The 24,025-nt window shown below is 32.9% G+C and carries 19 protein-coding genes and 1 riboswitch; of the genes, 5 read left to right on the top strand and 14 right to left on the bottom strand.

The window, feature by feature from the left end; all coding sequences use genetic code 11:
- Positions 1-582: 582 nt before the first annotated feature.
- From CLOCEL_RS01010 to CLOCEL_RS01000, 3 genes are all read right to left on the bottom strand, one after another.
- Positions 583-3,141: a CHC2 zinc finger domain-containing protein gene (locus tag CLOCEL_RS01010; RefSeq protein ID WP_010075286.1), complete on the bottom strand. Its 2,559-nt coding sequence runs from the start codon at positions 3,139-3,141 to the stop codon at positions 583-585.
- Between the two features lie 410 nt (positions 3,142-3,551).
- Complete coding sequence (locus CLOCEL_RS01005) at positions 3,552-3,764, bottom strand: hypothetical protein (protein ID WP_010075288.1); 213 nt, start codon at positions 3,762-3,764, stop codon at positions 3,552-3,554.
- Positions 3,765-3,923: 159 nt separating this feature from the next.
- Positions 3,924-4,124, bottom strand: a complete 201-nt coding sequence (locus tag CLOCEL_RS01000; RefSeq protein WP_010075289.1) for a helix-turn-helix domain-containing protein — start codon at positions 4,122-4,124, stop codon at positions 3,924-3,926.
- A 184-nt stretch (positions 4,125-4,308) separates the two neighbouring features.
- Here CLOCEL_RS01000 and CLOCEL_RS00995 point away from each other — a divergent pair, with 184 nt between their 5' ends.
- Positions 4,309-4,674 (top strand): helix-turn-helix transcriptional regulator, encoded by a 366-nt coding sequence (locus CLOCEL_RS00995; RefSeq protein WP_242655198.1) that lies wholly within the window; start codon positions 4,309-4,311, stop codon positions 4,672-4,674.
- A gap of 183 nt (positions 4,675-4,857) precedes the next feature.
- Here CLOCEL_RS00995 and CLOCEL_RS00990 read toward each other — a convergent pair whose 3' ends face one another.
- On the bottom strand, positions 4,858-5,241 hold the full coding sequence (locus tag CLOCEL_RS00990; RefSeq protein WP_010075291.1) for a DUF3997 domain-containing protein: 384 nt from the start codon (positions 5,239-5,241) through the stop codon (positions 4,858-4,860).
- Positions 5,242-5,478: 237 nt separating this feature from the next.
- Between CLOCEL_RS00990 and CLOCEL_RS00985 the strand changes: the two genes are divergently transcribed.
- Both CLOCEL_RS00985 and CLOCEL_RS00980 read left to right on the top strand, forming a co-directional pair.
- Positions 5,479-6,063, top strand: a complete 585-nt coding sequence (locus CLOCEL_RS00985; protein ID WP_010075292.1) for a hypothetical protein — start codon at positions 5,479-5,481, stop codon at positions 6,061-6,063.
- 177 nt (positions 6,064-6,240) lie between these two features.
- A complete protein-coding gene (locus tag CLOCEL_RS00980) occupies positions 6,241-8,175 on the top strand; it encodes a hypothetical protein (RefSeq protein WP_010075293.1) in 1,935 nt (644 codons plus the stop codon).
- 137 nt (positions 8,176-8,312) lie between these two features.
- Here the strand turns inward: CLOCEL_RS00980 and tnpA are convergent, their stop codons facing one another.
- Both tnpA and CLOCEL_RS00970 read right to left on the bottom strand, forming a co-directional pair.
- A complete protein-coding gene (gene tnpA, locus CLOCEL_RS00975; RefSeq protein WP_013291570.1) occupies positions 8,313-8,786 on the bottom strand; it encodes an IS200/IS605 family transposase in 474 nt (157 codons plus the stop codon).
- 777 nt (positions 8,787-9,563) lie between these two features.
- Entirely contained in the window at positions 9,564-10,190 is a 627-nt protein-coding gene (locus tag CLOCEL_RS00970) for a DUF5105 domain-containing protein (RefSeq protein WP_010075295.1), read from the bottom strand.
- A 710-nt stretch (positions 10,191-10,900) separates the two neighbouring features.
- Between CLOCEL_RS00970 and CLOCEL_RS00965 the strand changes: the two genes are divergently transcribed.
- Complete coding sequence (locus tag CLOCEL_RS00965) at positions 10,901-11,812, top strand: tetratricopeptide repeat protein (protein ID WP_010075296.1); 912 nt, start codon at positions 10,901-10,903, stop codon at positions 11,810-11,812.
- A gap of 79 nt (positions 11,813-11,891) precedes the next feature.
- On the opposite strand, the gene CLOCEL_RS00960 is transcribed toward CLOCEL_RS00965, so the two are convergent.
- The 7 genes from CLOCEL_RS00960 to CLOCEL_RS00925 all read right to left on the bottom strand — a co-directional run bounded on the left by CLOCEL_RS00960 (position 11,892) and on the right by CLOCEL_RS00925 (position 17,079).
- Positions 11,892-12,302, bottom strand: coding sequence for an iron chaperone (locus tag CLOCEL_RS00960; protein WP_010075297.1), 411 nt, complete (start codon positions 12,300-12,302; stop codon positions 11,892-11,894).
- A gap of 137 nt (positions 12,303-12,439) precedes the next feature.
- Positions 12,440-12,955, bottom strand: a complete 516-nt coding sequence (locus CLOCEL_RS00955; protein ID WP_010075298.1) for a GNAT family N-acetyltransferase — start codon at positions 12,953-12,955, stop codon at positions 12,440-12,442.
- A gap of 164 nt (positions 12,956-13,119) precedes the next feature.
- Positions 13,120-13,623, bottom strand: a complete 504-nt coding sequence (locus CLOCEL_RS00950; RefSeq protein ID WP_010075299.1) for a nucleoside deaminase — start codon at positions 13,621-13,623, stop codon at positions 13,120-13,122.
- A gap of 53 nt (positions 13,624-13,676) precedes the next feature.
- Complete coding sequence (locus CLOCEL_RS00945; RefSeq protein ID WP_010075300.1) at positions 13,677-14,864, bottom strand: helix-turn-helix domain-containing protein; 1,188 nt, start codon at positions 14,862-14,864, stop codon at positions 13,677-13,679.
- Positions 14,865-15,030: 166 nt separating this feature from the next.
- Positions 15,031-15,471 (bottom strand): GNAT family N-acetyltransferase, encoded by a 441-nt coding sequence (locus CLOCEL_RS00940; RefSeq protein WP_010075301.1) that lies wholly within the window; start codon positions 15,469-15,471, stop codon positions 15,031-15,033.
- Between the two features lie 25 nt (positions 15,472-15,496).
- Complete coding sequence (locus tag CLOCEL_RS00935; RefSeq protein ID WP_010075302.1) at positions 15,497-16,354, bottom strand: metallophosphoesterase family protein; 858 nt, start codon at positions 16,352-16,354, stop codon at positions 15,497-15,499.
- Positions 16,355-16,893: 539 nt separating this feature from the next.
- On the bottom strand, positions 16,894-17,079 hold the full coding sequence (locus tag CLOCEL_RS00925) for a hypothetical protein (RefSeq protein WP_010075304.1): 186 nt from the start codon (positions 17,077-17,079) through the stop codon (positions 16,894-16,896).
- A 182-nt stretch (positions 17,080-17,261) separates the two neighbouring features.
- Positions 17,262-17,353, top strand: a riboswitch (NiCo riboswitch).
- Positions 17,354-17,460: 107 nt separating this feature from the next.
- Here CLOCEL_RS00925 and CLOCEL_RS00920 point away from each other — a divergent pair.
- Positions 17,461-20,193, top strand: coding sequence for a cation-translocating P-type ATPase (locus tag CLOCEL_RS00920; RefSeq protein ID WP_010075305.1), 2,733 nt, complete (start codon positions 17,461-17,463; stop codon positions 20,191-20,193).
- A gap of 423 nt (positions 20,194-20,616) precedes the next feature.
- On the opposite strand, the gene CLOCEL_RS00915 is transcribed toward CLOCEL_RS00920, so the two are convergent.
- Entirely contained in the window at positions 20,617-23,682 is a 3,066-nt protein-coding gene (locus CLOCEL_RS00915; protein WP_010075306.1) for an Ig-like domain-containing protein, read from the bottom strand.
- Positions 23,683-24,025: the final 343 nt, after the last annotated feature.

Here is a 24,025-nt window from a genome sequence, read left to right as displayed (position 1 = left end):
CCCAAAGTTTTTCTATAGCTATTTACTTTTTGTACCTTTTGAAAAATTCTAAATGTGTCTTTATACTTGTTGCCCTATGTTTCATCATCAAAATCACATATCAATCTATAAAATTATTTAAGTACCAATACTCTCTATCTAATGGCTTTATTACGCCCTAATTTATGAGGTAGCATTTTTAAATAGCAGGTTTTTCACACTAAAAACGCTACCTTCTAGATGGCTCTATCACTTGGCTTTAGGCACTTTTTTTGCAAGGTAGCAAGTTTCAAAAAAACATACACCCTATCTTTGAAAAAATAGATATTTAATTCTTCCTATATATACATATAACTTTTTATTTTATGCTACTTTTGCTACCTATAACTATAAATGGCTTGGTTGAGCCATTTGCCTGGTATCATTTTTGGGAGCACTTTTATTTTGAATCAGATACCTTTGCTACCTATTGTTTTTTACTACTATTTCCTTAAAGTTATCACTATTGATTTTATTACTTCCATTAAGTAATAAAACTTATAAGTATCAAATACTAGGATAGGTTGTCACCCTAAATTTTTTTACTTGTCTCACTACCAATGATCAATAGTCATACTCTTCTATTTCTGTAGGTTTCACGATAGAATACATCTGAAGCTGTCTCATCTTTTCTTTATTGTATTCATCAAACCTTACAGGTTTTCTATCGATCTTTATTTGTTTTGCCGCTGTCTTTGTAAAATATCCTGACTTCTCCGCCTGCTTTTTAAAATCCCTTAACTTCAGCGGAATAACCTCCGCAGCTCCTACTTGATTTACAAACATATGAATCTGATTTAACATCTCTGAGGTCCTTATAAAAAGCCCATCAGCTCTATCAATCACTACATTCTTGTAGTCATAGGCTCGTCCATCTTCTATCATGTTGTTATATAAAACCAGCATCTGTTCAACGGTGCTCTTTGCTTCATTATCTCCATCTAAGATTTCTTCACCAATATTTTGTTTTATGTACTTTTCATAGCCTAGGATCTTTGGAAATCCATGCTTTACTAGTAATAGATTTAATATCTCCATGCCAGTAGCAATATTAACTGCTGTAGCAAGGGGTCTATTATTTAACTCTGGGAAGAACTCGCTGACCATAGTTCTTATATTTTTATAGCTGTCCACGGACAAGTTAAGTATTACATCTATAATTGAACGTCCAAATTTATTAAGTATATTTTCATTGCTTTTAATCCATTCCATAGCTATTGTATGCTCTGAGGTTCTTTGACCTTTGCTTAAATACACGATTGCACTTCTCTCAACCAAAGCTTTTTCACCATTAGGATAAGACTCCTCTCCAGCCACTATAATAGGACTAGTAAATCTAAAACCTCTAGTTTTAAGAGTCTTATCTCCTCTTGATACCGTTGTCCTATCATAAAGATTTCTAAAGGCTTCGCTGAGCTTTTGGACTTTATTTTTATCTAAAGCACTTGGTTTAAACTCATCAAAAATTATAGGATAGTTTCCATCACTTAAATCCTTGATTAATGCAAAAGTCGTTATAAGCCCTATGGATTTTATGTCCGCAGCTGGATAGTTTAATACTGCTGCTATAACATTTGATAGGATTGTAGATTTACCAGAACCACTCTCACCTACAAGTAATAAGTGATGAAGCTTTTCCTTTGCCTCTTCATTTTGAACCACAGCCAGGTTGTTAAGGACTGTCCCTATTATAGTTATAGTTTTATCAAAGGTAGCAAACTTAAATAACTTCCCCCTTAGTTCATTTAATTCTTCCTTGCTGATAAGTTCCTTACATATTAAGTCCACATAACCGCTTTTGTCCGCCCTGACTCTTGAGTTGACTCCATTTGCCGTAATTGTTCCATCCTTTGTTATTAACATAAGCTGATTATCTTTCCTTATAAATTTTGAACCAGAATAAATTTCATCATTTTCTAAAGCCCAATATTTATTAACCCAGCTCTTTAACTCTGTAAGGTCCTTGATATCTGTACTCCTAAAGGATAAATCTAAGGTCCCTAGAAAATTTTTAAAACTTTTAATATCATCAAAGACTGTTGCTAGTCCTGTTCTTTCAATAATTCCTCCAGTACAACTTTTAAAAACCATCGTTATACCCTCGGTTTCATCATCAACAAAGGTTATCCTTTTAGCCTCAAGCAGCTGAAAATCTGTAATATAAAGCCTTATGTAGTCTTCCTGTTTTTTATCCCAATAAACCCTATAGATGCCCTTAGAATCTTGTTGTAAATCCCTTTGATTCTTGAGGTCTAAGCTTCGTTCCAAAGCCATCAGCAACTCCTCTTTAGCATGCCCATCTTCTATCCAATCAGTAACATCCTTGTTGTCCCCAAGACTCTTCAGCCCTGGTAAATTGATAAACTTAAATTCCCTTGCCTCAGAAATAAATTCATCATAAATATGTAACTTATATTGTTCGCCAGCCCTTCCTGTATCACCGATTACATATATACTCATAGGTCCTCGGTTTTTTAATATGGAAAGATCCTTACAGCCTTTTATTGAAGTTGCCACAAAATTCATGCCCCTTAAAACTGAATTAACGGTATTAGCATCCTTTTCACCCTCAACAAAGATTATTGTTTTCTGCTGATTGATACCACTGATAACTTTGCTCAGATTATATGGTACCTCCTCCGCTCCCCGTTTGTTTATTACCTTATTTCCTTCTATATGGTAGTAAGGAGTTTCTTTTGTTCCATCACTTCTAAGAAGCTTGGCTTTATAGTAGATGACCTTATTATTTTCATCGGTAAAAGGAAATAAGCCCAAAAGCTTATACCCCTTCTTGTGTTCCGTCTTCTCAATCTGCCAAGTTATGTATTCCCTTATTATTTCTTCTTGAAGCTGATTTTCGGACTTCTTATTCTCCATACCTAAATACTTCCGAGCCGCCTTATAATCTAAGTTTCTGTATTTCATAATAAAATCAAGAGCATCCCCCTGCTCTGTGCAGCCCCAACACATAAATCTTTGCTTATTTCTATCTGGGAAAAACTTCACACTTAATGAAGGTGTCTTCTCTTTATGGAAGGGACAGCATATGTAGCCCTGATTACTAAATCTTTCCCCAGTCTCTGTCTCAATTAATTGTCTTAAATCTATGTCTTGTATCTCCATTTTTTCACCTCATTAAACCTTCACAATTTATTTTTTCCCTTTTGTTATTCTTATTTATATTAGCTAGGGTTTGTCCAAACCCTCGGACCTTTTTTCAGTGTCTAACTAAACTTAGCCAATACTCTAATATTTTTTCTCTACACCAATTACAGTTTGTCCACCCCCGGCCTTCTTCCATATCCGACTCACCTTAGCCAAATCTCTAATCCTTTTTCCATATATCAGTTGTAGCTTGTCCACACCAGCCTTTTTCCGTATCTGTCTAAACTCAATCAAAAACTAAATCCTTTTTCTCTATATCAGCTATAACTTATCCAAAATCCTAATTTTTTTTCTCTACACCAATTACAGCTGTCCACCCCGACCCTTTTCCGCATCTGTCTAAACTTAACCAATGCCGATAAAATAATTTAAAGTTCATAACCTGTTGTGGTTATATTTAAATCATCTTCATCCCAAATTTCTATGCTCACGTTAATTTTTGCTGAATACTTCTGATAGTTCACCAATTCCTCTGGAAGTTTCTCATTAATCAATTCACTTATGGACTTTCCGTTAACATCTACACCATATGGACTTCTACTTAATAAGCAATTACTTGAGCTTATTGATAATACTTTCATACTGTTTACCTCCAAATTTCAAATATATTTATTTATCTTTGACACAATTAACGTCATTCGCTACAAAAAAATTCATTCTTTCATAACACCTTATCCTAAAATATAACCATTCCTAAGGATCAAAACTGACATATGTTTATCTGCGCACAAGAATTACTTCTATTTCTTCCACTCCTGAGCCCTTCTATTTATCAGCTCTTCATAAGTTACTCCATATAATTCTGCTAGAACGGGAACAAACTCTGCAGGAAGCATTACTTCCCCTTCCTCAATACGTCTTAATCTATCTCTGCTTATCTTTAGCTTTTTAGCCACAAAAGTGCAAGTTATTCCTTTATTTATTCTTAACTCCTTCAACATCTCACTGTCCCCTCCCCTATGAATATATTATACAACAATTAACGTCAAAAGAAAAACTTCATCCCACGTCGTTATTGACGTTTATTGTGTCATTCCTCGATGATACTTTGTTTCTTTATGTTTTGAGTTAATTTACACTTTTTTTGTTACATTTTACGTCAAACATGGTATAATGAATTATGAGGTGAGTAAATTGTTAAAAGATAAAATCAAAGAACTTAGAAAGGAAATGGGCCTAACTCAAGAGGAGTTTGCTAGTAAGCTTGAGATAAGCAGAAGCTACTACTGTGATATAGAAAGAGGTCGATTAAAAGGCACTAACGTTAAGATAATTTCAAAGTTATCCGATGTTACAGGAAAGCCTATGGAATATTTCCTTGATAAGGATGTTGAGGTTAAACAATATGATATATTAGATTCCGCCTTAAACATGCTAATAGAAAAAGGCCTAATAAACAGCGACGGCGAAATAACAGACGAAACTTCAAGAAATATTGTTATGGAGATCTTAAAAAAAGAAATTCAACTTAAAATAAAAAGCAGGGAGTAAAATAAAATGTACTCTTTATAGAGGCCAATTTTAAAAAAGTCTATGCTAAATTAGGAAGATGACTTGTGTATTGAACAGGAGTCATCTTTTTTTATTATACACTCAAATACCCTACCAAGTAGACTTTTTTAATATATCCAATAGGGTACATTTTACTAAATACACAACGTTTTTTATCTATCCCTATTTTCTATATTTTGATGGATCCTTTAGCTTTAAATCTTTATCAATTTTTAATTCATCTCTTTTTTTGTTAAAGTCTTCTTCACTAAGTGGACCAAGTACTTTATCTTGATTAACATCTATAATGAAATAATTTATTTTGTCGTCGTCTTCTTGTCTTGCCAATATGTAGAGATCATCCCATGCGATCTTTTTTACTTCTGCTGTTACAACTATTTCATAATCTCCTTTATATATACTGGTATACCCTGCATGATATAATTCATAATTCCCAGATAACTTATAACTATAATCAGCTGATCCTGGACCAACAACAAACTCACATCCACTAAATGAAAACATCAATACTATGATACTAATTATCAAAATATACTTTTTCGTCATACATTGCTCTCCTTTTTTGTAATTAACTATCTTTTAAGATACTAGTATCTAACTAATACTTCAATACCTTTTCAATAGTATATCAGAATTATAAATAAAAAAAAACAAAACACATACAAATTTTTACTTGATTATCATTTCTTTTTTATAATACATTGGTATTTATGTTATATATTGATGTTGAATCAAAATCATGCTATATTACTCTAAGTAAAATATTTTTTATAGGAGGTTTTTATGAAAATAAAAAGAATTATAATGCCAATTGTTCTTATTTTTACATATACAATATCAGCTTTTAGCAATGTGATTGTATATGCTAATCCAGATGTAAGTGCTAATCCAGACGTCAGTTATTTTGAAAATGCTCTAAGTGAATTAACTATGAGTGATATTGTATCATATCTAGAAAAAAATATATCAGAATTAGAAATACAAAAAAATAAAGTAATGATAGAAGAACAAAGAAATAGTATTGAAGTTGAAATCAGCGGATATAGAGAAATATTAACTACTATAAAAAGTAAAAATATAACTGATGAAGTACTTAATAAAAGTAAAGATTTAATATTTAATAACGACCCAAATAATTCAATAGAAAATCTACTAAAAGACGGACAGGCTGTTGCTAAGAATACTTTTAATAAAAATATTGTGACGGCTTCTGGACTTCGTACACCAAGCATGCTTGGGGATCCGATATATATGTCAGTATATATCTTATTGGTTGCAGCTATAGCTGTAGGTGATACTCAGTATGGATATCATTTTGCCGCAAGGTTGCTTGCGCATGCAATGGATAACAATACTAAATTAGGATAAATTTATTCTATATGGAATACAGATTCAGATATAGATAGCAGAGTTAAAGCCAGTGCTTATTATCAAAGTAAACTTTCTGAATTAAGGAATGATTATAAAACAAGTGGGTTACCTGAAAATTTTAATAAATCATTTAAGATAGAATTTTCTCCAAATGGAAATACTATAGAAAATGACATGTATTATGCATTACATGGTTTGAATAATTTTGAGGATAAAACGATACCTCCAGGTTCTGTTCATGTAAGTAATGGATATGGAGAAATAATATTAAGAGATGTATATGACTTTCCTGCATTGGCTTTTACCTTAGATAAAGATAAGATAAAAGGCGTTGCATTAAATGATCTAGGCAAGCTTGCAATTATGTATGGAATTATTACCGTATATAATGTAGAAATACATACGGTTGAACCTTTTTATGATTATATACCTAATCCTGTACTTAGTACTATACCCAATCCTTCATCTAGTCCTATACCTGGTCCTATACTTAATCCTGTACCTGATCCTGTACCTAGTCCTGTTGAAGATTTGGTATTTGATGAAAAGTTTTATGCTGATAAATATCCTGATTTAAAAACAAGATTTGGTTATGATAGAGTCAAATTATTTAAGCATTGGAAAACATCTGGTATAAAAGAAGGACGTACTTTTTCTTGTGTTTTTGACCCAGACTATTATTTAAAACATAATTCTGATGTAGCTAAGGCTGTTGGAGCTAACAATTATGAAGGAGCTTATCAACATTTTATAACAAGTGGATATAACGAAGGTAGGAGATCCTCTCCTATATATGACGGAATTTACTACAAAAATTGCTATTCAGATTTAAAAACATATGACTTTTACAAACTTATTTACCATTTCCTCACGTATGGGATTCATGAGGGTAGAAGTGCTTGTTTAAATTTTGAACCTATTGTATATGCTATAAGATATCCAGACTTATTTAAGAATTTTGGCAATTTAGACTATAAACCTTACTTTACTCATTATTTAATATCTGGTATTAGGGAAGGCAGGTCAGGTCTTTATGATTATAATTTTATACCTAATCCTATTGAGAATTTGATATTTGATGAAAAGTTTTATGCTGATAAATATCCTGATTTAAAAGCAAATTTGGGTTATAATAAAGCCAAATTATTTATGCATTGGAAAACAACCGGTATAAAAGAAGGACGTACTTCTTCTTATGTTTTTGACCCAGACTATTATTTAAAAAATAATTCTGATGTAGCTAAGGCTGTTGGAGCTAACAATTACAAAGGAGCTTATGAACATTTTATAACAAGTGGATATAATGAAGGTAGAAAATCCTCTCCTATATATCACGGAAGTTACTACCAAAATTGCTATTCAGATTTAAAAACACATGACTTTTACAAACTTATTTACCATTTCATAACATACGGTATTCATGAAAGTAGAAATGCTTGTTTAAATTTTGAACCTATAGTATATGCTATAAGATATCCAGACTTATTTAAGGCTCTTGGCAATTCAGACTACAAACCTTACTTCACTCATTATTTAATATCTGGCATTAGGGAAGGCAGGTCAGGTCTTTATGATTATAATTTTATACCTAATCCTATTGAGAATTTGATATTTGATGAAAAGTTTTATGCTGATAAATATCCTGACTTAAAAGCAAAATTTGGTTATGATAGAGCTAGATTATTTATGCATTGGAAAGTAAGTGGTATAAAAGAAGGACGTACTTCTTCTTATGTTTTTGATCCAGTCTATTATTTAAAAAATAATTCTGATGTATCTAATGCTGTTGGAGCTAACAATTACGAAGGAGCTTATCAACATTTTATAACAAGTGGATATAACGAAGGTAGGAGATCCTCTCCTATATATGACGGAAGTTACTACCAGAATTACAATCCAGAGCTACGAGTATATGACTTTTATAAACTTATTGAACACTTTTTAGTGCACGGAATTCATGAAGGTAGAAGAGCATGTTCAAACTTTGGAGCTAAAGTATATGTTGCAAGATATTCAGACTTATTTAAGAATTTTGGCACTTCAGACTATAAACCTTACTTCACTCATTATTTAATATCTGGTATTAAAGAAGGAAGATTAAGCTATTAATATATTTTGTAAATCAGGACCACCCGTCAAACGGGTGGTTTGCTTTAGCCCTATAAGGGCATGTTACTGGCCGTGCTACTCGCACATTGAGCGGTTTGCCAACCGCATACCTTTACTGGCTGCACCTAAAAGGTGCTTTATTTTTTGCCTTTGTTTACTGATTCACCCGTAAACGGGTCAATAAATTCTTTCAAGCTCATTTGTTCATATGCTAAATCTTCCTGTATTTGATTCTTTATGTATTCTTCTATTATCTTTTTGTTTCTTCCAACTGTATCAACGTAATAGCCTTTACACCAAAATTGCCTATTCCCATATTTATATTTCAAATTTGCATGTCTGTCAAAAATCATCAATGAACTCTTACCTTTCAAATACCCCATAAACTGAGAGACACTTAACTTCGGAGGTATACTTACAAGCATATGTATATGATCCTTACATGCATTTGCTTCAATAATTTCTACTCCTTTATGTTCACATAACTTTCTAAGTATTACCCCTATATCCGCTTTTATTTTTCCATATATGATTTGTCTCCTATACTTTGGTGCGAAGACTATGTGATATTTACAATTCCATTTACTATGTGCTAAACTACTATTATCCATTACGGATATACCTCCTTTGTACTTTTGGTTGTGGTCGGCAAACCTACTACCATTTTACATTGGAGGTATTCTTTTTTCTACTCATCGCTAGAAGCTTTTTAGAACCACAGGTAAAACCTGTGGTATTCGTAAAACAATAAAAAAAGCAGGGAGTAACATTCTCCTTGCTTTATTTTTATGTCTATCTATGGACTTATGAAGTCTCGTATTCTCCCTTTTCTGTTTGGTTATGTAACTTTTTAAGTTCTTCTAATAATCTTATTAGTTCCAGCTCAATAGTATTTTCACGCATGCAACAACCTCCCATAATTTCAGTGGCTATATCTATTATACCACACTTTTACGAACAATTGTTCGTATTTATTGATATTTTTTATATTTTTTCTCTAAAAAATAGATATGCATTTTGTTCACACTTTGCATTTTTTTGTTTAACATGAGTTCGCAAATTACCCCTCTTAAATACTTGTAATACCGTGTCTTGCTATGAAAATATATACACTGACATAATAAGCATCTTATCTAAAAATAAAACCTAGCAAAAAAATAAATCCTTATCTAAAAATTAATCTCAATAAAAAGATAAATTCTTCTGGAAAAATTAGACCTAATAAAAAGATAAACCGTCTCCAAAAATAAACCCAATAAAAAAGCCAGCCCATGCAATCTTTTATATGCAAGGACTGACTCAATATTGAATTATTACTTATTTTACATCCTTAATGCTAATGGTCTTCTCATTAATGATGACAATTTTTCACTTTCTCACTATCTAAATTAAGGAACAACAACTAGTGATTCCATTAATAGTTTAGAACTACTTTCGTCTGGTATCCAGTACTGTTTAACTTTGTTAAGTTTTATAGTTAAAGTTTTTGGTTGTTCAACCAATACTCCATTTGCAAATCCTTCTCCTACAAATTTATAATTTTCTTGGTAGAATTGTTGTTCAGTCATTGATTCGTTATAGTTATCTTCAGTCTTTGTTTTAGCTTGATCAGCAATTTTATTCATATCGAAGCCTTTTATCTTTACCTCAACTGTAGCAACTTTCTTATCTATAGAACTTGCTCCTACTTCATATTCCACCTTAGAAAAGCCTACAACCATATTGTTCTTTAACGTATTTTTAATTTCATCCGTTAATATATCGCTGCTAACCCCTGCACTTTCAAAACCTTCAATAAGGCTATCTTCTAAGTTAGTTTTAAGTTCTGTATAATCTTCTTCCTTAAAACCAATCTTATCAATATTGCTTTTGTCACCCTTTAAAACCATGTCTAAAAAGTACTTAGCACTTTCCTCTGGGGTTGCTTTTGTTTTTCCTAGTCCACATGAAGCTAACAACATTGTAGTCATTACAGTTGTTAGAATTAATGTAAATATTCTTTTTAATTTTTTCATAGTTTTTTTCTCCATCCCTTTAATTTTTTTAGAGTTGTACATCAAACTTTCACTTATTTAAGAGTTGAAACTTTCGGTATTGCTGATAGTTCAAATGCTTAAGAAACTTTGACTTTAAATCTTAACTCTTTATCTATAATTTCCATTATTGAAGCTTCATCAAAACTTTATAGGCTTATTGAAAAACCAATATAACCTATGAAGATTCTTTATCGAAACTTCTATAAAAAAATATTTATTATGAATATTATATCATCGATTTCGTTTACTTACATCTAAAAACTAAAATACTCTATCTTGGCCTTTATATAAATAATACAGAAAAACAATATCAGAAATATTATCCACTCCTAAACATTATATCTTCACCTTTATATACGAATAACGTTTATAGATACCCACAGCCTTAACTTAAAATGTTCAAAAATATTTTTGTTACTATGTCAAAGAAACAATACGATGATTTTACGAATAACTTGAATTCTGGATATAAGTATCTATACTGAACCGAAATACGGCAATAAAAATATTGTATATCCGCTTTTTTATAAGGACCATCAAAAACTTATAATAAAGTTTTCGTATTTTTTTTTGATATTTGCATAAAAATATATGGAAGTTTTTATTATGTACTATATACGGAGTTTGTAAATACATGTTTTATAATATATAATAAAAAATAGATTTTTAATTTACTGGGGGTCATATTTATGAGTAAGTCTAAGGTTAGACGAAATGTCATTATCATTATAAGCAGTATAATAATTGCCGTTGCTGCAATCAGTATTCCTGGATATATGCTGCTAAGAGTACCTTTACTTGAAAACAAAATAAATCAAGCTATAAACAATGCAGAATATGAAAAGGTTATTGAACTTAGCGATAAACTATATGGCTATGGAAAAGATCCTTTATTTGCTTTGACAAAAAAAGCTTACGCCCAAGCGAAACTTGGAAAAAATCAAGAAGTTTTAGATACTTATAATGAATTAGTGAAAATCGATCAGAATAATAGCGAAATCTATAATCAGATGGGCATTCTTTACAATGATGTATTTAAGGATTATGAAAAAGCTCTTGGTGCCTTCGATAATGCAATAAATCTAAATTCAACAGACGCAACCTATTATAGCAATAAAGGGTTGAGCCTTCAGTGGTTAAATAGAGATGAAGAAGCAGTAGCTGCCTTTAAAAAGAGTATCGAAATTGATCCTTCTCTTGCATATGTATATCATTATTTAGGACTTTCATACTGCACTCTTAAAAATTTTGATGAAGCTATCCCTGCTCTAGCAAAAGCTACTGAATTGAACCCACAAAACTCTAACGCTTTTGTTAGCTTAGGAAATTCGTACTTAGAAAAAAATCTATCAAATGAAGCTATCGCAGCCTTTGATAAAGCTATAGAATTAGATAAAAAAGATGCCGATGCTTTTGTTGGCAAAGGCCTTGCATTATTTAATCTTGAAAAATATCAAGATGCAATAGGAGTTTTTGACCTTGCTCTAGCTCTTGATGACAAGAGTAAAGCTGCTTACACTGGAAAGGGTAACTGTCTTTCTGCTTTATTCAAGGATGCAGAGGCAAGAGAATGTTACGATAAAGCAAAAGCAATACAATAAAAAATTTACTCCATATAGCCGACGTTTTTGTTGGTTATATGGAGTTTTTATTTTTGCTTCGCCAAAGTTTCCTCACCCATTAGTGATGATTTCCAGTATCGAAACACCATTTCGCTATTTCGGCGATAAGTGGCAGTGGTAAAGGCTTACTGTACGGAAACTGCACTGCTCCTTTGCTTGACTTGTATTCCGTGAACCTTTCGCTGAAATGCTCTATAGCCTTTTCCCCAGGGTATAATCCAATGTGCTTTTTGAATGCCGCAAAGTGTATTATATTTTGTTTATACCAGTAAGTTGGCATTCTCCACGAGATACGTTCTTCCGCATATGGAAGTGCTTCACGGAGCGTATCTCTCACTTGATTTAATAGCGGCCTAACTTCCTCCGATTGTGCAGCAATATAAGCATCAATGGTTTTTGAAGGCTCACCACAGGAATGGTCTTGGTTTGTATTATCGAACTCCCGTCCGCATTTAGGACATTGCCACATAGTTTATTCACCTCACGCTCTACAATAAATATCTTTTTAGTGAGTATCCACTGACTAAATTGGAACTTGTCATCATTTATAATACTGAAACACCTTTTGATAAAGTTCTCTTGACTAATATTTATTATTTTAATCAATTAATCAACATCGCAAACCATTTGTAAATCAAAGGGCTCATCTTCTGCAATTTTTTTGATTGGATTGTCAGTTATTTTACACCCCATTGATTTGTAAAATTCAATGGTTTCTTCTGATGCACATGCTGAAATATATAGCTGTTTTGCTCCCATTTCCTTTGCTTTTTCTTTCACTAGCTGAAATAAAGTTCTTCCCATCCCCTTACCGCGATATTTTCGTGAAACTTGCATCATATCTAATACTATATATTTTCCCTGTAATTGCTTTTCTATCGAAGCAAATCCCACTATTTCATCTTCTCTAATTGCACCAAATGTAATATAGTCATCACTAATAAGTGCTTTTGCAACAGCCTGTTTTCTCTCAAAACTCCAATCCATAATACCAACATCTTCAACAAGCATATACTCACTGTCAATTTTCCTGTAAACTCTTCGCACATTTTGTAGCCTGTCATAATTATCAAGTGCATTTTCAGCCATGTTTTCCTTTGTTAGCAACTGAAACTTAATCATTCTCTTCCTCCGAAATTATAATTAGAGAACTAATTTTCGCGAGTCCTCCAAACACGTTCTGAAATATTATTTTTCATCATAGCACATCATCATTTCTGATTTCTATTTATTAGAATGCCCTAAGCACTATAATACAAATTACTATTTATTGAACTATTTCACGGTTATAAACTTATGAGTTTTTTACAAAAATTCACCAAAGCACCTTCTTCTTTTATTTCAACATATCTTTTTAATAATTCTTTTCCTTCTTCTTGTAAAACGCCACCAAAACACTTAGGAAGCGTATAGCTTGGAATTTCAACATTATTCGAATTCAGACTACTTTCTGCAAGAGCTACAGCACCATCAATAGGAGATGGAACAGAATAATATATTTCCCCGATAAAAGCTCCCATAGCCGCGCCTAAACACATCATGCAAGGCTCTAACGTAACAAACAACTGCATGTTTTTTCTGTCTCTTACGGAATATCCTTGCTCGTCCACTTCCCATAATACTTTCATTTCAGCATGCCTAAGAAATTGTTGTTTGCTTTCCCCCGATGAGTATGCTCTTCCTATTATTTCATCACCCTTAAATATAACTGCCCCCACAGGAAGCTCACCTTGTTCAAGAGATTTTTTCCCTATTTCCAACGCAATTCTCATTTTATCATCAATATTCATCTGATCACTCCTCTACCTATTAGTCTTCTTATCACTTTATTGTGAATTAGTTGCTATAATTTTCTTGCTTTAATTACAAATGTTACAGGGAGCATTTTGGCTTTTTTAGCAAAGTCGCTGTCCTTATCTAATTGAATAATATCATCATCAGATTCTTCAATCATTTCATCAATGATAAATCCCGCTTTTGCTAATGCATTGATATAAGTTGATAGTTTGCGATCCGATAAAGATATTGCACCTCCTTCAAGAGATACAGAATACCAAGATTCATCAAAATAACTTTTCTTAAAAGAGAGCATCTCATTTTCAATAGCAACGCATTTATGTATTGGGTGAGACCAACTAAAAATAAATACGCCATCTTTTTTTATGTAAGAAGCAATCCTGGAAAAAGTACTTTCAAGGTCAGTAGTCCAACCCACACCGTAAATCGAATAAACATAGTCAAAATAATCTACAGGTATTCCACAGTCTTCTTCCATTGGTGAACAGATCAACTTTGCAGAAAAACCGCACAATGATAAATATTCCTTAGCCTTTTCTATTTGATTTTCAGAAATATCTATGCCCCATAGTTCAGAAGCGTTTCTGTCTCCGTGATATTTTAGAGAATGTCCAGTTCCGCAACCTATTTCTAGCAACCTTTTCCCTGATACATCACCAAAAAGATGACACTTTTCCTCCGAAACAAATGCTCCATATTTAGGAAGTGCTGTTGTCCCTATGACCTCGTTACCTTTAGTGTCCCAAAACGAACTGTTAGTTTTATGAATATTATTCTCGTCCATTTCAACAGAAATAGCATAACCAACTTCACCAGCACCTATAATGTTAGTTCTGTGATTAGGATTCTTTTTCATACAGTTTCCCTCCATTAATATCAACTTAAAGGTCAGGCGTGGAAATGCTTTTAGATCTACCCCTTCGTCTCGAGCCAAAGATGGCGCTATTCCATGAAATCGACTGAATGCTCTTGAAAAAGCTGCTTGAGATTCATATCCATAGCGAATAGCAACATCAATTATTTTTTCGCCCTTTTTAATATCTATTGCAGCCATAACCAGCCGTCTCCGGCGAATATATTCGGACAATGGAATTTGAGCTAAGAAAGAAAAAATTCGTCGAAATTCCCACTCCGAGCAGTTCATGATCTTTGCCGCTGCACAATAATCGATATCACAAGCTAGATTATTTTCAATATAATCAAGTGCTTGATTCATACACTTCTGCCAATCCATAGCCTCACCTCCTCGTTATAAATATATCAAGTATTCAGGAAAGAATCATTGCATTAGGTGTATTTTAATGCAATGTAGATTATATTAATAATTTTTCAAATCACTAATCTATCGTTGCTATAATTCATTATTTTTCAAATCACTAATCTATCGTTGCTACACTTCACTATTTTCCTAAAACAATTAAATCCCCTAAAACTTTAAAACCATTTTTTTTATAAAACTCATAAGATGGATACTCTCTTTCTGTATTTAGTATCATTCCTTCTACCTTTTCATCAGTTAATAACTCTTCTATGTTTTTCAAAAACAAACTACCAATACCATTTCCTTGGAAATCATAACTTATACAAAATTCATCTATGTAATATTCTAAGCCATAAAGCCAAGGCTTTTTCATTCCTATACTTAAGGCTATAACTTTTTTGTCTATTAATCCTATATACCCTAAAAAATAATTATTTTTCATATGGTTTATGAAAAAATCTTTTACTTGTTGCCTAGAATCATATTGATCATTCCAAGGTTCTCTTGAAAATGTATCTATAAATAAATCTACACATTCCTCTAAATATTCTTCTGATAACTTAGTTACCTTTAGTTCCATTTTATCCTACAGTCATCCTTTCAAATTATAATATTAATTCATTTACAGCCTGTTCCCAACACTTTTCAGGGATATTAGGCCACACACAATCACCAGTTTCTTCTCTGCATAACTCCATGGCTCTTGTCAGAACTTTAGAATGAGATGTATTACCTCCTCGCAGTATAGTTTCTGTTATCATACTCCAATAAGGCGCATGTTCATAAAGCTTAGCTTCATGCATATCTCTAATTACTCGTAAAACATCATACTCAAGACTGATAAATTCCTCTAACCATACCCCATCATTTCCATGCAATATTAAAAACTGTGTGTTTCCTTCACTAAAAAGAGGCACACCAACAGATCCAGGATTTAGAATGCATTTTTCGTTATGGACGATCTTTCTTTGAACATGAGAATGCCCACATAAGATGATTGATGTTTCTACCCCGTTGATGATTTGAATAGTCCTATCATCATCTGGCAACATTTTTTCATTTATTTTATCGGGTGATCCATGACAAATAGTGATTGGTGCCATCCCACTTACCGTTATCTCTTGTACTGATTGCAGCTGTGCAAAAAAATCTAAGTCTCTAGCTGTAAGTGATTTGTATGCATATAGTAATGATCCACTGGTTGAATCCTTATCCTTCCAACCTTTTTCACCATTAGCACGGTAATTAAGCCAATAATCTTCCTTATTTCCTTTGATAAAATAACATTTATATCTTTCATTAAGATCATATAATATCTTCATTGTTCTTTCAGGGTATGCTAATTCACCAATATAGTCCCCCAAGAAAAAAAATGTACTAATATTCTGTGAAAATGCATATTCAAGGCAACGCTTCAGCGCAATGTAATTGCCATGAATATCTGATAAAACTGCTATATCCATATTTTTTGCTCCATTTAAAATTAGAATTTCCTTTATCTTGATTTAATTATACTTTATATAATGTTATATTTAAAAATATTTTACACTGATTATGCAAAGGGCGTTTATCTACCCCTGACGCCTCTAGTTTATATAAATAACTTCTTTGTATTATTTTTACATTTATACTATAATTATTCCAAGATCATATACTTAATTATATACACTACTTTTTATTAACTTATCATAACTTGATAAGCATCGAAAGGTGACAATTATAATGAGAAGAGCTAAATTATTAAAAATTCTAAGATTAATCTTTTTATTAGTCTCGGCAACATGTATTTTTATAGGCTTATCTAAAGTCCATGTTCCAACCTATTGGATAACTGCATTAGTTTCAGCAGCCCTGGTATTTCCAATAAGCCTTCGTATATATTGCCTTGAAAAGAAATTTTAACTTATTTAGGTTTGCTACTTATTATATTTTAAGCAACCTATTTTTTTAAATAAGAACAAAGCGTGTCTCAGACTCGCCTTTTTTTTGCGCTTCTCACTTTTCATACAACTATAAACTCTATTTGTAACGAGGCTTGAGAGGCACTCTTTTCTGTGTATCCTTCAGCAACATTTTCATTTATTTCATCCATTGAAAAAAATCCACTCTGTATCATATCTACTTTATCTAATATATTGTTGTGAACATATTCATAGTAACTAGCTCCTGTAATTTTTTCTATCACCAAACACCCTACCTCCACATATATGTATATAAGAAGCTCAACACTGAGCCCAAATTTACCAGCAGCAGCTATTTATTAAAATAAAAAATTTATACTCTGCAAATTTCTCATCCTTGCAACGGTAATGATAGAAATCTCTTTGCACTGCATAAAAGAGTCTTATGTGTATAGACTCTATATAATCTACAGTACAAACTGAGCAGGCGATGGACTTTTATAAAAGTTCGTGGGGCCGGGCCTTTTTTGGGCAACAGGATTTAATACCTGTGGGACAGTAACACTTGTCCTACGGGTTTTTTTATTTTTCCCTAGGACAATCTGAAGATTGCAATGCCATAGAGCTATCAAATTTAGCTTGAAAAAGCCAAAATGGAGGTAACTATTATGACATCACAACAAAACCAAAAATTTTATGGTCTTACTACAGCTAAAGCCAAGGAGCTTCAAAAACAATTTGGTAAAAATGAACTTACTAAAAAAGAAAAGGATAGCTTCTTTCTAAAGCTTTTACAGGTTCTCAAAGAGCCAATGTTTTTGCTGCTTATAATTGCAGCTATAATCTATTTTATCCTTGGAGAACCACGTGACGGAGCTATAATGCTTGTTTTCGTCATTGGAATCATCGGTATAGATGTTTTTCAAGAATGGAAAACAGATAAAACATTGAATGCCCTTAAGGATCTGTCCGCACCTCATATAACTGTGCTTCGAGATGATAAGGAGCAAGTATTAAACAGTGCTGATTTGGTTCCTGGAGACATTATGTATATCAAGGAAGGGGTTAAAATTCCAGCGGATGGTTTTGTTTTAAAAGCAAGCACCCTTTGTATTGATGAGTCCTCTCTTACTGGAGAAGCTGAAGGGGTTTGGAAAATATCAATGGATAAACTTCAGCAAGAGAAAAAAACTATCCTATCCAATGAAAGTATTAGCTTTGCTTCTTCTATTGATAAAGCCCAACAAGAAAAAGATACCATTGCTAAACTTCAACAAAGAAAAGAGGCTATTCTAACTAGTGAAAATGTTAATCTAGCTTCTACTATTAATAAAATTGAGCAAAAAGAAGATACTATAAATCCAAATAGCGTAAGTTCCGAATATGCAGCAGATAACAAGGATTATTGGCGACGGGACTATTGCTATGCTGGAACTCTTGTTACTCAAGGCACAGGCGTTATTCTAGTAGATAAAATTGGACCTGCTACAGAGTACGGTAAAATTGGTCAGAGCATCATTTCTGCTCCTGAGACCCCTACCCCTCTTCAAAAACAAGTTGGTAAACTGGTAAAAACCTGTGCAGCCATTGCTGCTTTGCTATTTGTCCTAGTTGGAACTGTAACCTTCTTTAATATACCAGACCATAAGCTTCTTGATAGGCTTATAGAAAGTATTCTCTCTGGAGTAACCCTTGCAATGGCTATGATACCAGAGGAATTCCCCGTTATTCTTACAGTATTCTTGTCCATGGGTGCTTGGAGGCTTGCAAAGAAACATTCTCTTGTAAGGAAGTTACCTTCTGTTGAAACTCTTGGCGCTGTATCTGTTCTTTGTGTGGATAAAACAGGTACTATAACCATGAACCAAATGACTGTTAAAGAAACCTGGTGCTTTACTAAGGATAAACGCTTATTAAACCAAACTATGGGACTGGGTTGTAAGTATGATGCCTATGACCCAATGGAAAAAGCTATACTCTCCTACTGCCAAACTCAAGGGTTATCAAAAGACTCTCTTTTTAATGGAGAATTAATAAAAGAATATGCCTTTACCAATGAAAGTAAAATCATGGGCCATGTTTGGGAAAAGGGGAATGAGATAATAATTGCAGCAAAAGGTTCTCCTGAAAGACTTCTAAATCTATGTTGCTTAAGTACTACGGAAAGAAAATTAGCAGAGGAAAATGTAATTAAGCTATCTAGAAAGGGCTTACGTGTTATTGCAATTGCTCAAAGGATATTATCCATTGATGACACTATTCCAAACTCACTAAAGAATTGTAATCTTCAGCTTTGTGGTATGGTTGGCTTTACTGATCCACCAAGGGAAAATATAAATAAATCTATTGAAACTTGCACTAAGGCGGGAGTTCGCGTTGTTATGATAACAGGTGACAATGGAATAACTGCAAGCTCCATAGCAAAACAAATCAATATGCCAAACAACGATAAGATTATTACTGGTGACCAGCTAAACAAATTCAATGACGAAGAACTAAAAGAAAGAATCAAAACTGTTAGTATTTTCTCAAGGGTAATCCCTGAGCATAAAATGAGAATCGTAAAAGCTTTTAAGGACAGTGGTGAAATAGTTGCCATGACTGGAGATGGTGTTAATGACGCTGCTGCATTAAAGTACGCAGATATCGGAATCGCCATGGGTAAACGAGGCTCAGAAGTTTCAAGAGAGGCAGCAGATTTGATATTGCTTGATGATAATTTTTCTACCATTGTGGACACTATAAAAGACGGCAGAAGAATCTATCATAATATAAGAAAAGCAGTTGGCTATGTCTTCTCTATCCATATACCTATTGCCGTTTCTTCATTGCTAGCTCCATTTTTAGGCATAACTCCTGCTAATCTTTTATTACTTCCACTGCATGTAGTTTTGCTTGAACTTGTAATAGATCCAACCTGTTCTATCATATTAGAAAGGCAACCTGCTGAAGAAGATATAATGGATCATCCACCTAGAGCTCCAAAGGAAAAAATATTAACTACAAAAACCTTTATCAAAAGTATCCTCCAAGGTCTAGCAATCTTTATTGCTTCCTTTGGCACTTACTACACTAGTTTAAATATAAATCCAGACAATGCCCCAGTAGCAAGAGCCATGGGACTTACAGTTATACTTGTAGCAAATATCTTACTAGTTCATGTGAACAGTTCAGAAACGGAATTTGCAATGAAATCCTTTGTACACTTAATAAAAGACAAAATAATGTGGGTTTATTCCCTAGGAATTATAACGTCTCTAGGATTAATCCTTTATTCTCCACTATCTGACTTTTTAAAACTTACTCCCCTAACCTTTAATCAATTACTAATTTCTATATTAATAGCTATAGTATCAGTTATGTGGTATGAAATTGTAAAATTAATAAAAAAGCACTTGTAAATCAATCACTTTGTTTTATTTTTACAATTATTCCATTTTTCTTCTCGATATATCTTTACATTTTTTCTTAAATATGTTATAATTATACTAAATTGTGGTGTTATTCCCCAAAATTCACTTTTCTGATAGTAAAGTTTAAGTATTTTATATAATAATAGCACCACACTAAATTTCACAAGTACAACCACAAACCTTACTATATTTATCGCTCACACTTATACTCTATCCCCAATTCCACAAATAGAGTCTAAGCTTGGGCTAAATAACAAAAGTAAGCCTCTCACAATGTGTAATTGCACACTGCGAGGGGCTTTAATTTCTTTGAAAACTACTTGTAGCAGTTAACTTTAGTTACTACTTATAATCCAATAGTAACTAATTTATATAAATACACTCATTTATACTAAAAGTTTTAGTGACTACTTATACTCCAGTAGTAAAGCTGAAGGTGTATGTGATAGCTAAGCCTAAACCTTGATTATCTTTAAATGCTCCAGCAGGAATTGTAACAGTATATTTTGTACTGCCTGCTAAATTACTGTTTGGATTTATAATTAAAGTATCTGAACTTATTGATTTTTGTATCGGAATCACTACTCCACTTGAGTTCTTCACAGTTATACTTCCATAAGTGGTTCCTACCGCAAGTGGTTCACTAAACTTCACTGTTATATTATTGGTTACTGGAAATTTAGTAGCTAAATTAGCTGGCGAAGTACTTACAACCGTTGGTGCTGTATTTGCCCCTGTAGTAAAGCTAAAGGTATATGCAGTAGCTAACCCTAATCCTTGACTATCTTTTATTGCCCCAGCAGGAATTGTAACAGTATATTTTGTGTTCCCTATCAAGTTACTATTTGGATTTATAATTAAACTATCAAAACTTACAGCTTTTTGTACTGCAACCACTACTCCACTTGGGTTCTTCACAATTATACTTCCGTAAGTTGTTCCTACAACAACTGGTTCACTAAACTTCACAACTATATTATTGCCTACTGCAAAGTTAGTAGCTAAATTAGCTGGTGTAGTGCTTACAACTGTTGGTGCTGTATTCACCCCTGTAGTGAAACTAAAGGTGTATGTGGTAGCAAAGCCTAATCCCTCATTGTCTTTAAATGCTCCAGCAGGAATTGTAACAGTATATTTTGTATTTCCAGCCAAATTAATTGTTGGATTTATAACTAAAATATTTGCACTTAAAGCTTTTTGTATTGGAATAACTACTCCACTTGGATTTTTCACGGTTATGCTATTATAAGTTGATCCTGCAAATAATGCCTCACTAAACTTCACAACTATATTATTACCTACTGCAAAGTTAGTAGATAAATTTGCTGGTGTGGTGCTTACAACTGTTGGTGCTGTATTTGCTCCAGTAGTGAAGCTAAAGGCATATGGATTAACTAGCTGAAGTCCAGTACTATCCTTAACTGCTCCAGCAGGAATTGTAACAGTATATTTTGTATTACCAATTAAGTTACTAGTTGGGTTTATAATTAACGTATCTGAACTTATTGATTTTTGAACCGGAATAACTGTTCCAGCTAGGTTTTTAACTACTACATTTGCATAACTTGTTCCAGCTAATATCGGCTCACTAAACTTCACAGTTATATTATTTCCAACGGCAAAGTTAGTAGATAGATTTGCTGGCGTAGTACTTACAACCTTTGGTGCAATATTGGCTACTGTAGTAAAACTAAAGGTATATTGACTAGCTAGCTGAAGTCCAGTACTATCCTTAACTGCTCCAAGAGGAATTGTAACTGTATATTTTGTATTATTAGCTAAATTGCTAATTGGATTTATAGTTAAAGTATCTGAACTTATTGCTTTTGCAATTGGAATAACTGTTCCAGCAGGGTTCTTAACTGTTATATTAGCGTAATTTGTTCCAGCCAATATCGGTTCACTAAACCTCACTAATATATTATTTGTAACATTAAAATTAATAGATAGATTTGTAGGTACTGTGCTTACAACTGTTGGAGCTTTGTTTACAGCTGTGGTGAATGCCTTTAGACATACATTTGCAGTAGCATCATATGTGGTTAAATCCATCCAACTTGAACCTGAACTACTTACATAACTTTGTCCAGCAACGGCAGTAGCTTTACCTGAATATCCAGGATAAGCATCCTCTATAGCTAGCGGATAACCAAAACCACCTGTAACCAATTTTACAATTACCGCAAATTTTTTGCCTCCCGTTAATAGCACTGGCGAAGTTAACTTAATAGTATGATAACCTGCAGAGGTTATAGTTCCAGTAGCTTTTAATATACGGTTAGAAGCTAAGTTTGTTGTTCCAGTATAATCGCTGCATACATACACTTCGTATCTGCAATCAGGAGATACTGTATAAAAACTTACTGCTGATAAATTTTCAGCGGTTGGTGCTGAAAAAACGTTCGCCATCCAAGCAGTAGTATTATTGTATCCTAGTGCTTCTACAAAACCTAAAGTATCATATTGATATATTGATTTATAATTTGCTGTAGCTTCAGGACCATTAAATACTGTATTTTCTTCCATAGCAAAATTTTCATCATAATAGGATACGTAGAAATATCCGTTCTGTCCCCAAGAAGAACCCCAACTATTTTTTACAATATAAGCTCCGTTTCCTGCAGGTATTGCTCCATTATATGAATCTCTAAATTTATTCTTATCGAAGTTATCATCCCATCCAATTATAGCTACAGCATGATTATTTCCAGTGTAATCTACCCATGGGAATGAATCATAGTAAGTTTTATACGTTGCATTATAACCACAACTCTCATAATAGAAGGTGGTATATACTGCCCCTGAACTCATTATGGCAGCTTTTATAAAATTATTATCTAGATAAGTTGTTTTACCAGGTAAGAAGTCTACATTCTGTATGTGTTTTTGAACTGATTTATTAGTTGGAGATGTAATTGAAGTTGGATTATATGGATCATCTGCTTCATTTATTGGCCCACTCCATCTAGCCATATATGCTGTTGACATAAAAGAGTTTCCGCCATTGTTTGGTCCAAAATCAAAACCAGAATTATTTTTTAAGTTATTCTCTGAAAAGTCCCTATTTTCACCAGGAAGAAGTTTTGACTCTAAGGAAGCATAAGAAGCAAATGCCCAACAGCTCCCCGAAGAAGATTGATCTTTCACAGAAGTTACTTTACCATAGGTTCTCAAATCATAAGAAGTAGGATAAACCCCTGCAACACCATAAGCTCTTGATTTAATATTAGGCAATTTAATAGGTGGTTTCACTATTCCAAAGTTTTTAGTTGCCTCAAGTTTTCTTCCTTCTGGTATCGGCACTGTTAAAGTAGTACTTCCTTTAAAAATACTGGGACTGTCTGAAAATGCTTGCAATTTAGGACTTTCGCCAGATAAGTTAACTGTAGCCTTTGCTGTACTGGCCATACTAGCCATTATCATCGGCAGCGCTATACTTAATACGAGAAATGTTCTAAACAGTTTTCTTTTTTTCACAGATATACCCCTTTATAGAGTGATTATCAAGGTTCCAGCAACTTTAAGAAATATGAAGTACTATAAAATCTATTAGAAATTTTATGTAATGCTACTACACATTCAAATCATTGAAGAACCTTGCTCCTTATATGATATGTAATTTATATACATTTATTACATAGTTTGTACTTAGTCTGTATGTAAATCAGCCTTACCTTTTGTAGCAGAGAAGTCTATATTACTGACATTGTACTTAACATATATGGAAATCATCCCTATATATATGGCTCATTAAAGAAGCTTCACGAGGTATATTGCTTTAACTTACCAGAATATATTTCTTTAACTTCACAAAGTATAT

The sequence above is a fragment of the Clostridium cellulovorans 743B genome, assembly GCF_000145275.1.
Taxonomy (GTDB): Bacteria; Bacillota; Clostridia; order Clostridiales; family Clostridiaceae; genus Clostridium_K; species Clostridium_K cellulovorans.
Note: the sequence above shows the minus strand (reverse complement) of the source record. Positions and strands in the feature narration are given on the sequence as shown.

Coding starts and splice junctions, on each gene's coding strand:
- CLOCEL_RS01010 (WP_010075286.1), bottom strand. CDS start 3,141: ATGGAGATACAAGACATAGATTTAAGACAATTAATTGAGACAGAGACT.
- CLOCEL_RS01005 (WP_010075288.1), bottom strand. CDS start 3,764: ATGAAAGTATTATCAATAAGCTCAAGTAATTGCTTATTAAGTAGAAGT.
- CLOCEL_RS01000 (WP_010075289.1), bottom strand. CDS start 4,124: ATGTTGAAGGAGTTAAGAATAAATAAAGGAATAACTTGCACTTTTGTG.
- CLOCEL_RS00990 (WP_010075291.1), bottom strand. CDS start 5,241: ATGACGAAAAAGTATATTTTGATAATTAGTATCATAGTATTGATGTTT.
- CLOCEL_RS00985 (WP_010075292.1), top strand. CDS start 5,479: ATGAAAATAAAAAGAATTATAATGCCAATTGTTCTTATTTTTACATAT.
- CLOCEL_RS00980 (WP_010075293.1), top strand. CDS start 6,241: ATGTATTATGCATTACATGGTTTGAATAATTTTGAGGATAAAACGATA.
- tnpA (WP_013291570.1), bottom strand. CDS start 8,786: ATGGATAATAGTAGTTTAGCACATAGTAAATGGAATTGTAAATATCAC.
- CLOCEL_RS00970 (WP_010075295.1), bottom strand. CDS start 10,190: ATGAAAAAATTAAAAAGAATATTTACATTAATTCTAACAACTGTAATG.
- CLOCEL_RS00965 (WP_010075296.1), top strand. CDS start 10,901: ATGAGTAAGTCTAAGGTTAGACGAAATGTCATTATCATTATAAGCAGT.
- CLOCEL_RS00960 (WP_010075297.1), bottom strand. CDS start 12,302: ATGTGGCAATGTCCTAAATGCGGACGGGAGTTCGATAATACAAACCAA.
- CLOCEL_RS00955 (WP_010075298.1), bottom strand. CDS start 12,955: ATGATTAAGTTTCAGTTGCTAACAAAGGAAAACATGGCTGAAAATGCA.
- CLOCEL_RS00950 (WP_010075299.1), bottom strand. CDS start 13,623: ATGAATATTGATGATAAAATGAGAATTGCGTTGGAAATAGGGAAAAAA.
- CLOCEL_RS00945 (WP_010075300.1), bottom strand. CDS start 14,864: ATGGATTGGCAGAAGTGTATGAATCAAGCACTTGATTATATTGAAAAT.
- CLOCEL_RS00940 (WP_010075301.1), bottom strand. CDS start 15,471: ATGGAACTAAAGGTAACTAAGTTATCAGAAGAATATTTAGAGGAATGT.
- CLOCEL_RS00935 (WP_010075302.1), bottom strand. CDS start 16,354: ATGGATATAGCAGTTTTATCAGATATTCATGGCAATTACATTGCGCTG.
- CLOCEL_RS00920 (WP_010075305.1), top strand. CDS start 17,461: ATGACATCACAACAAAACCAAAAATTTTATGGTCTTACTACAGCTAAA.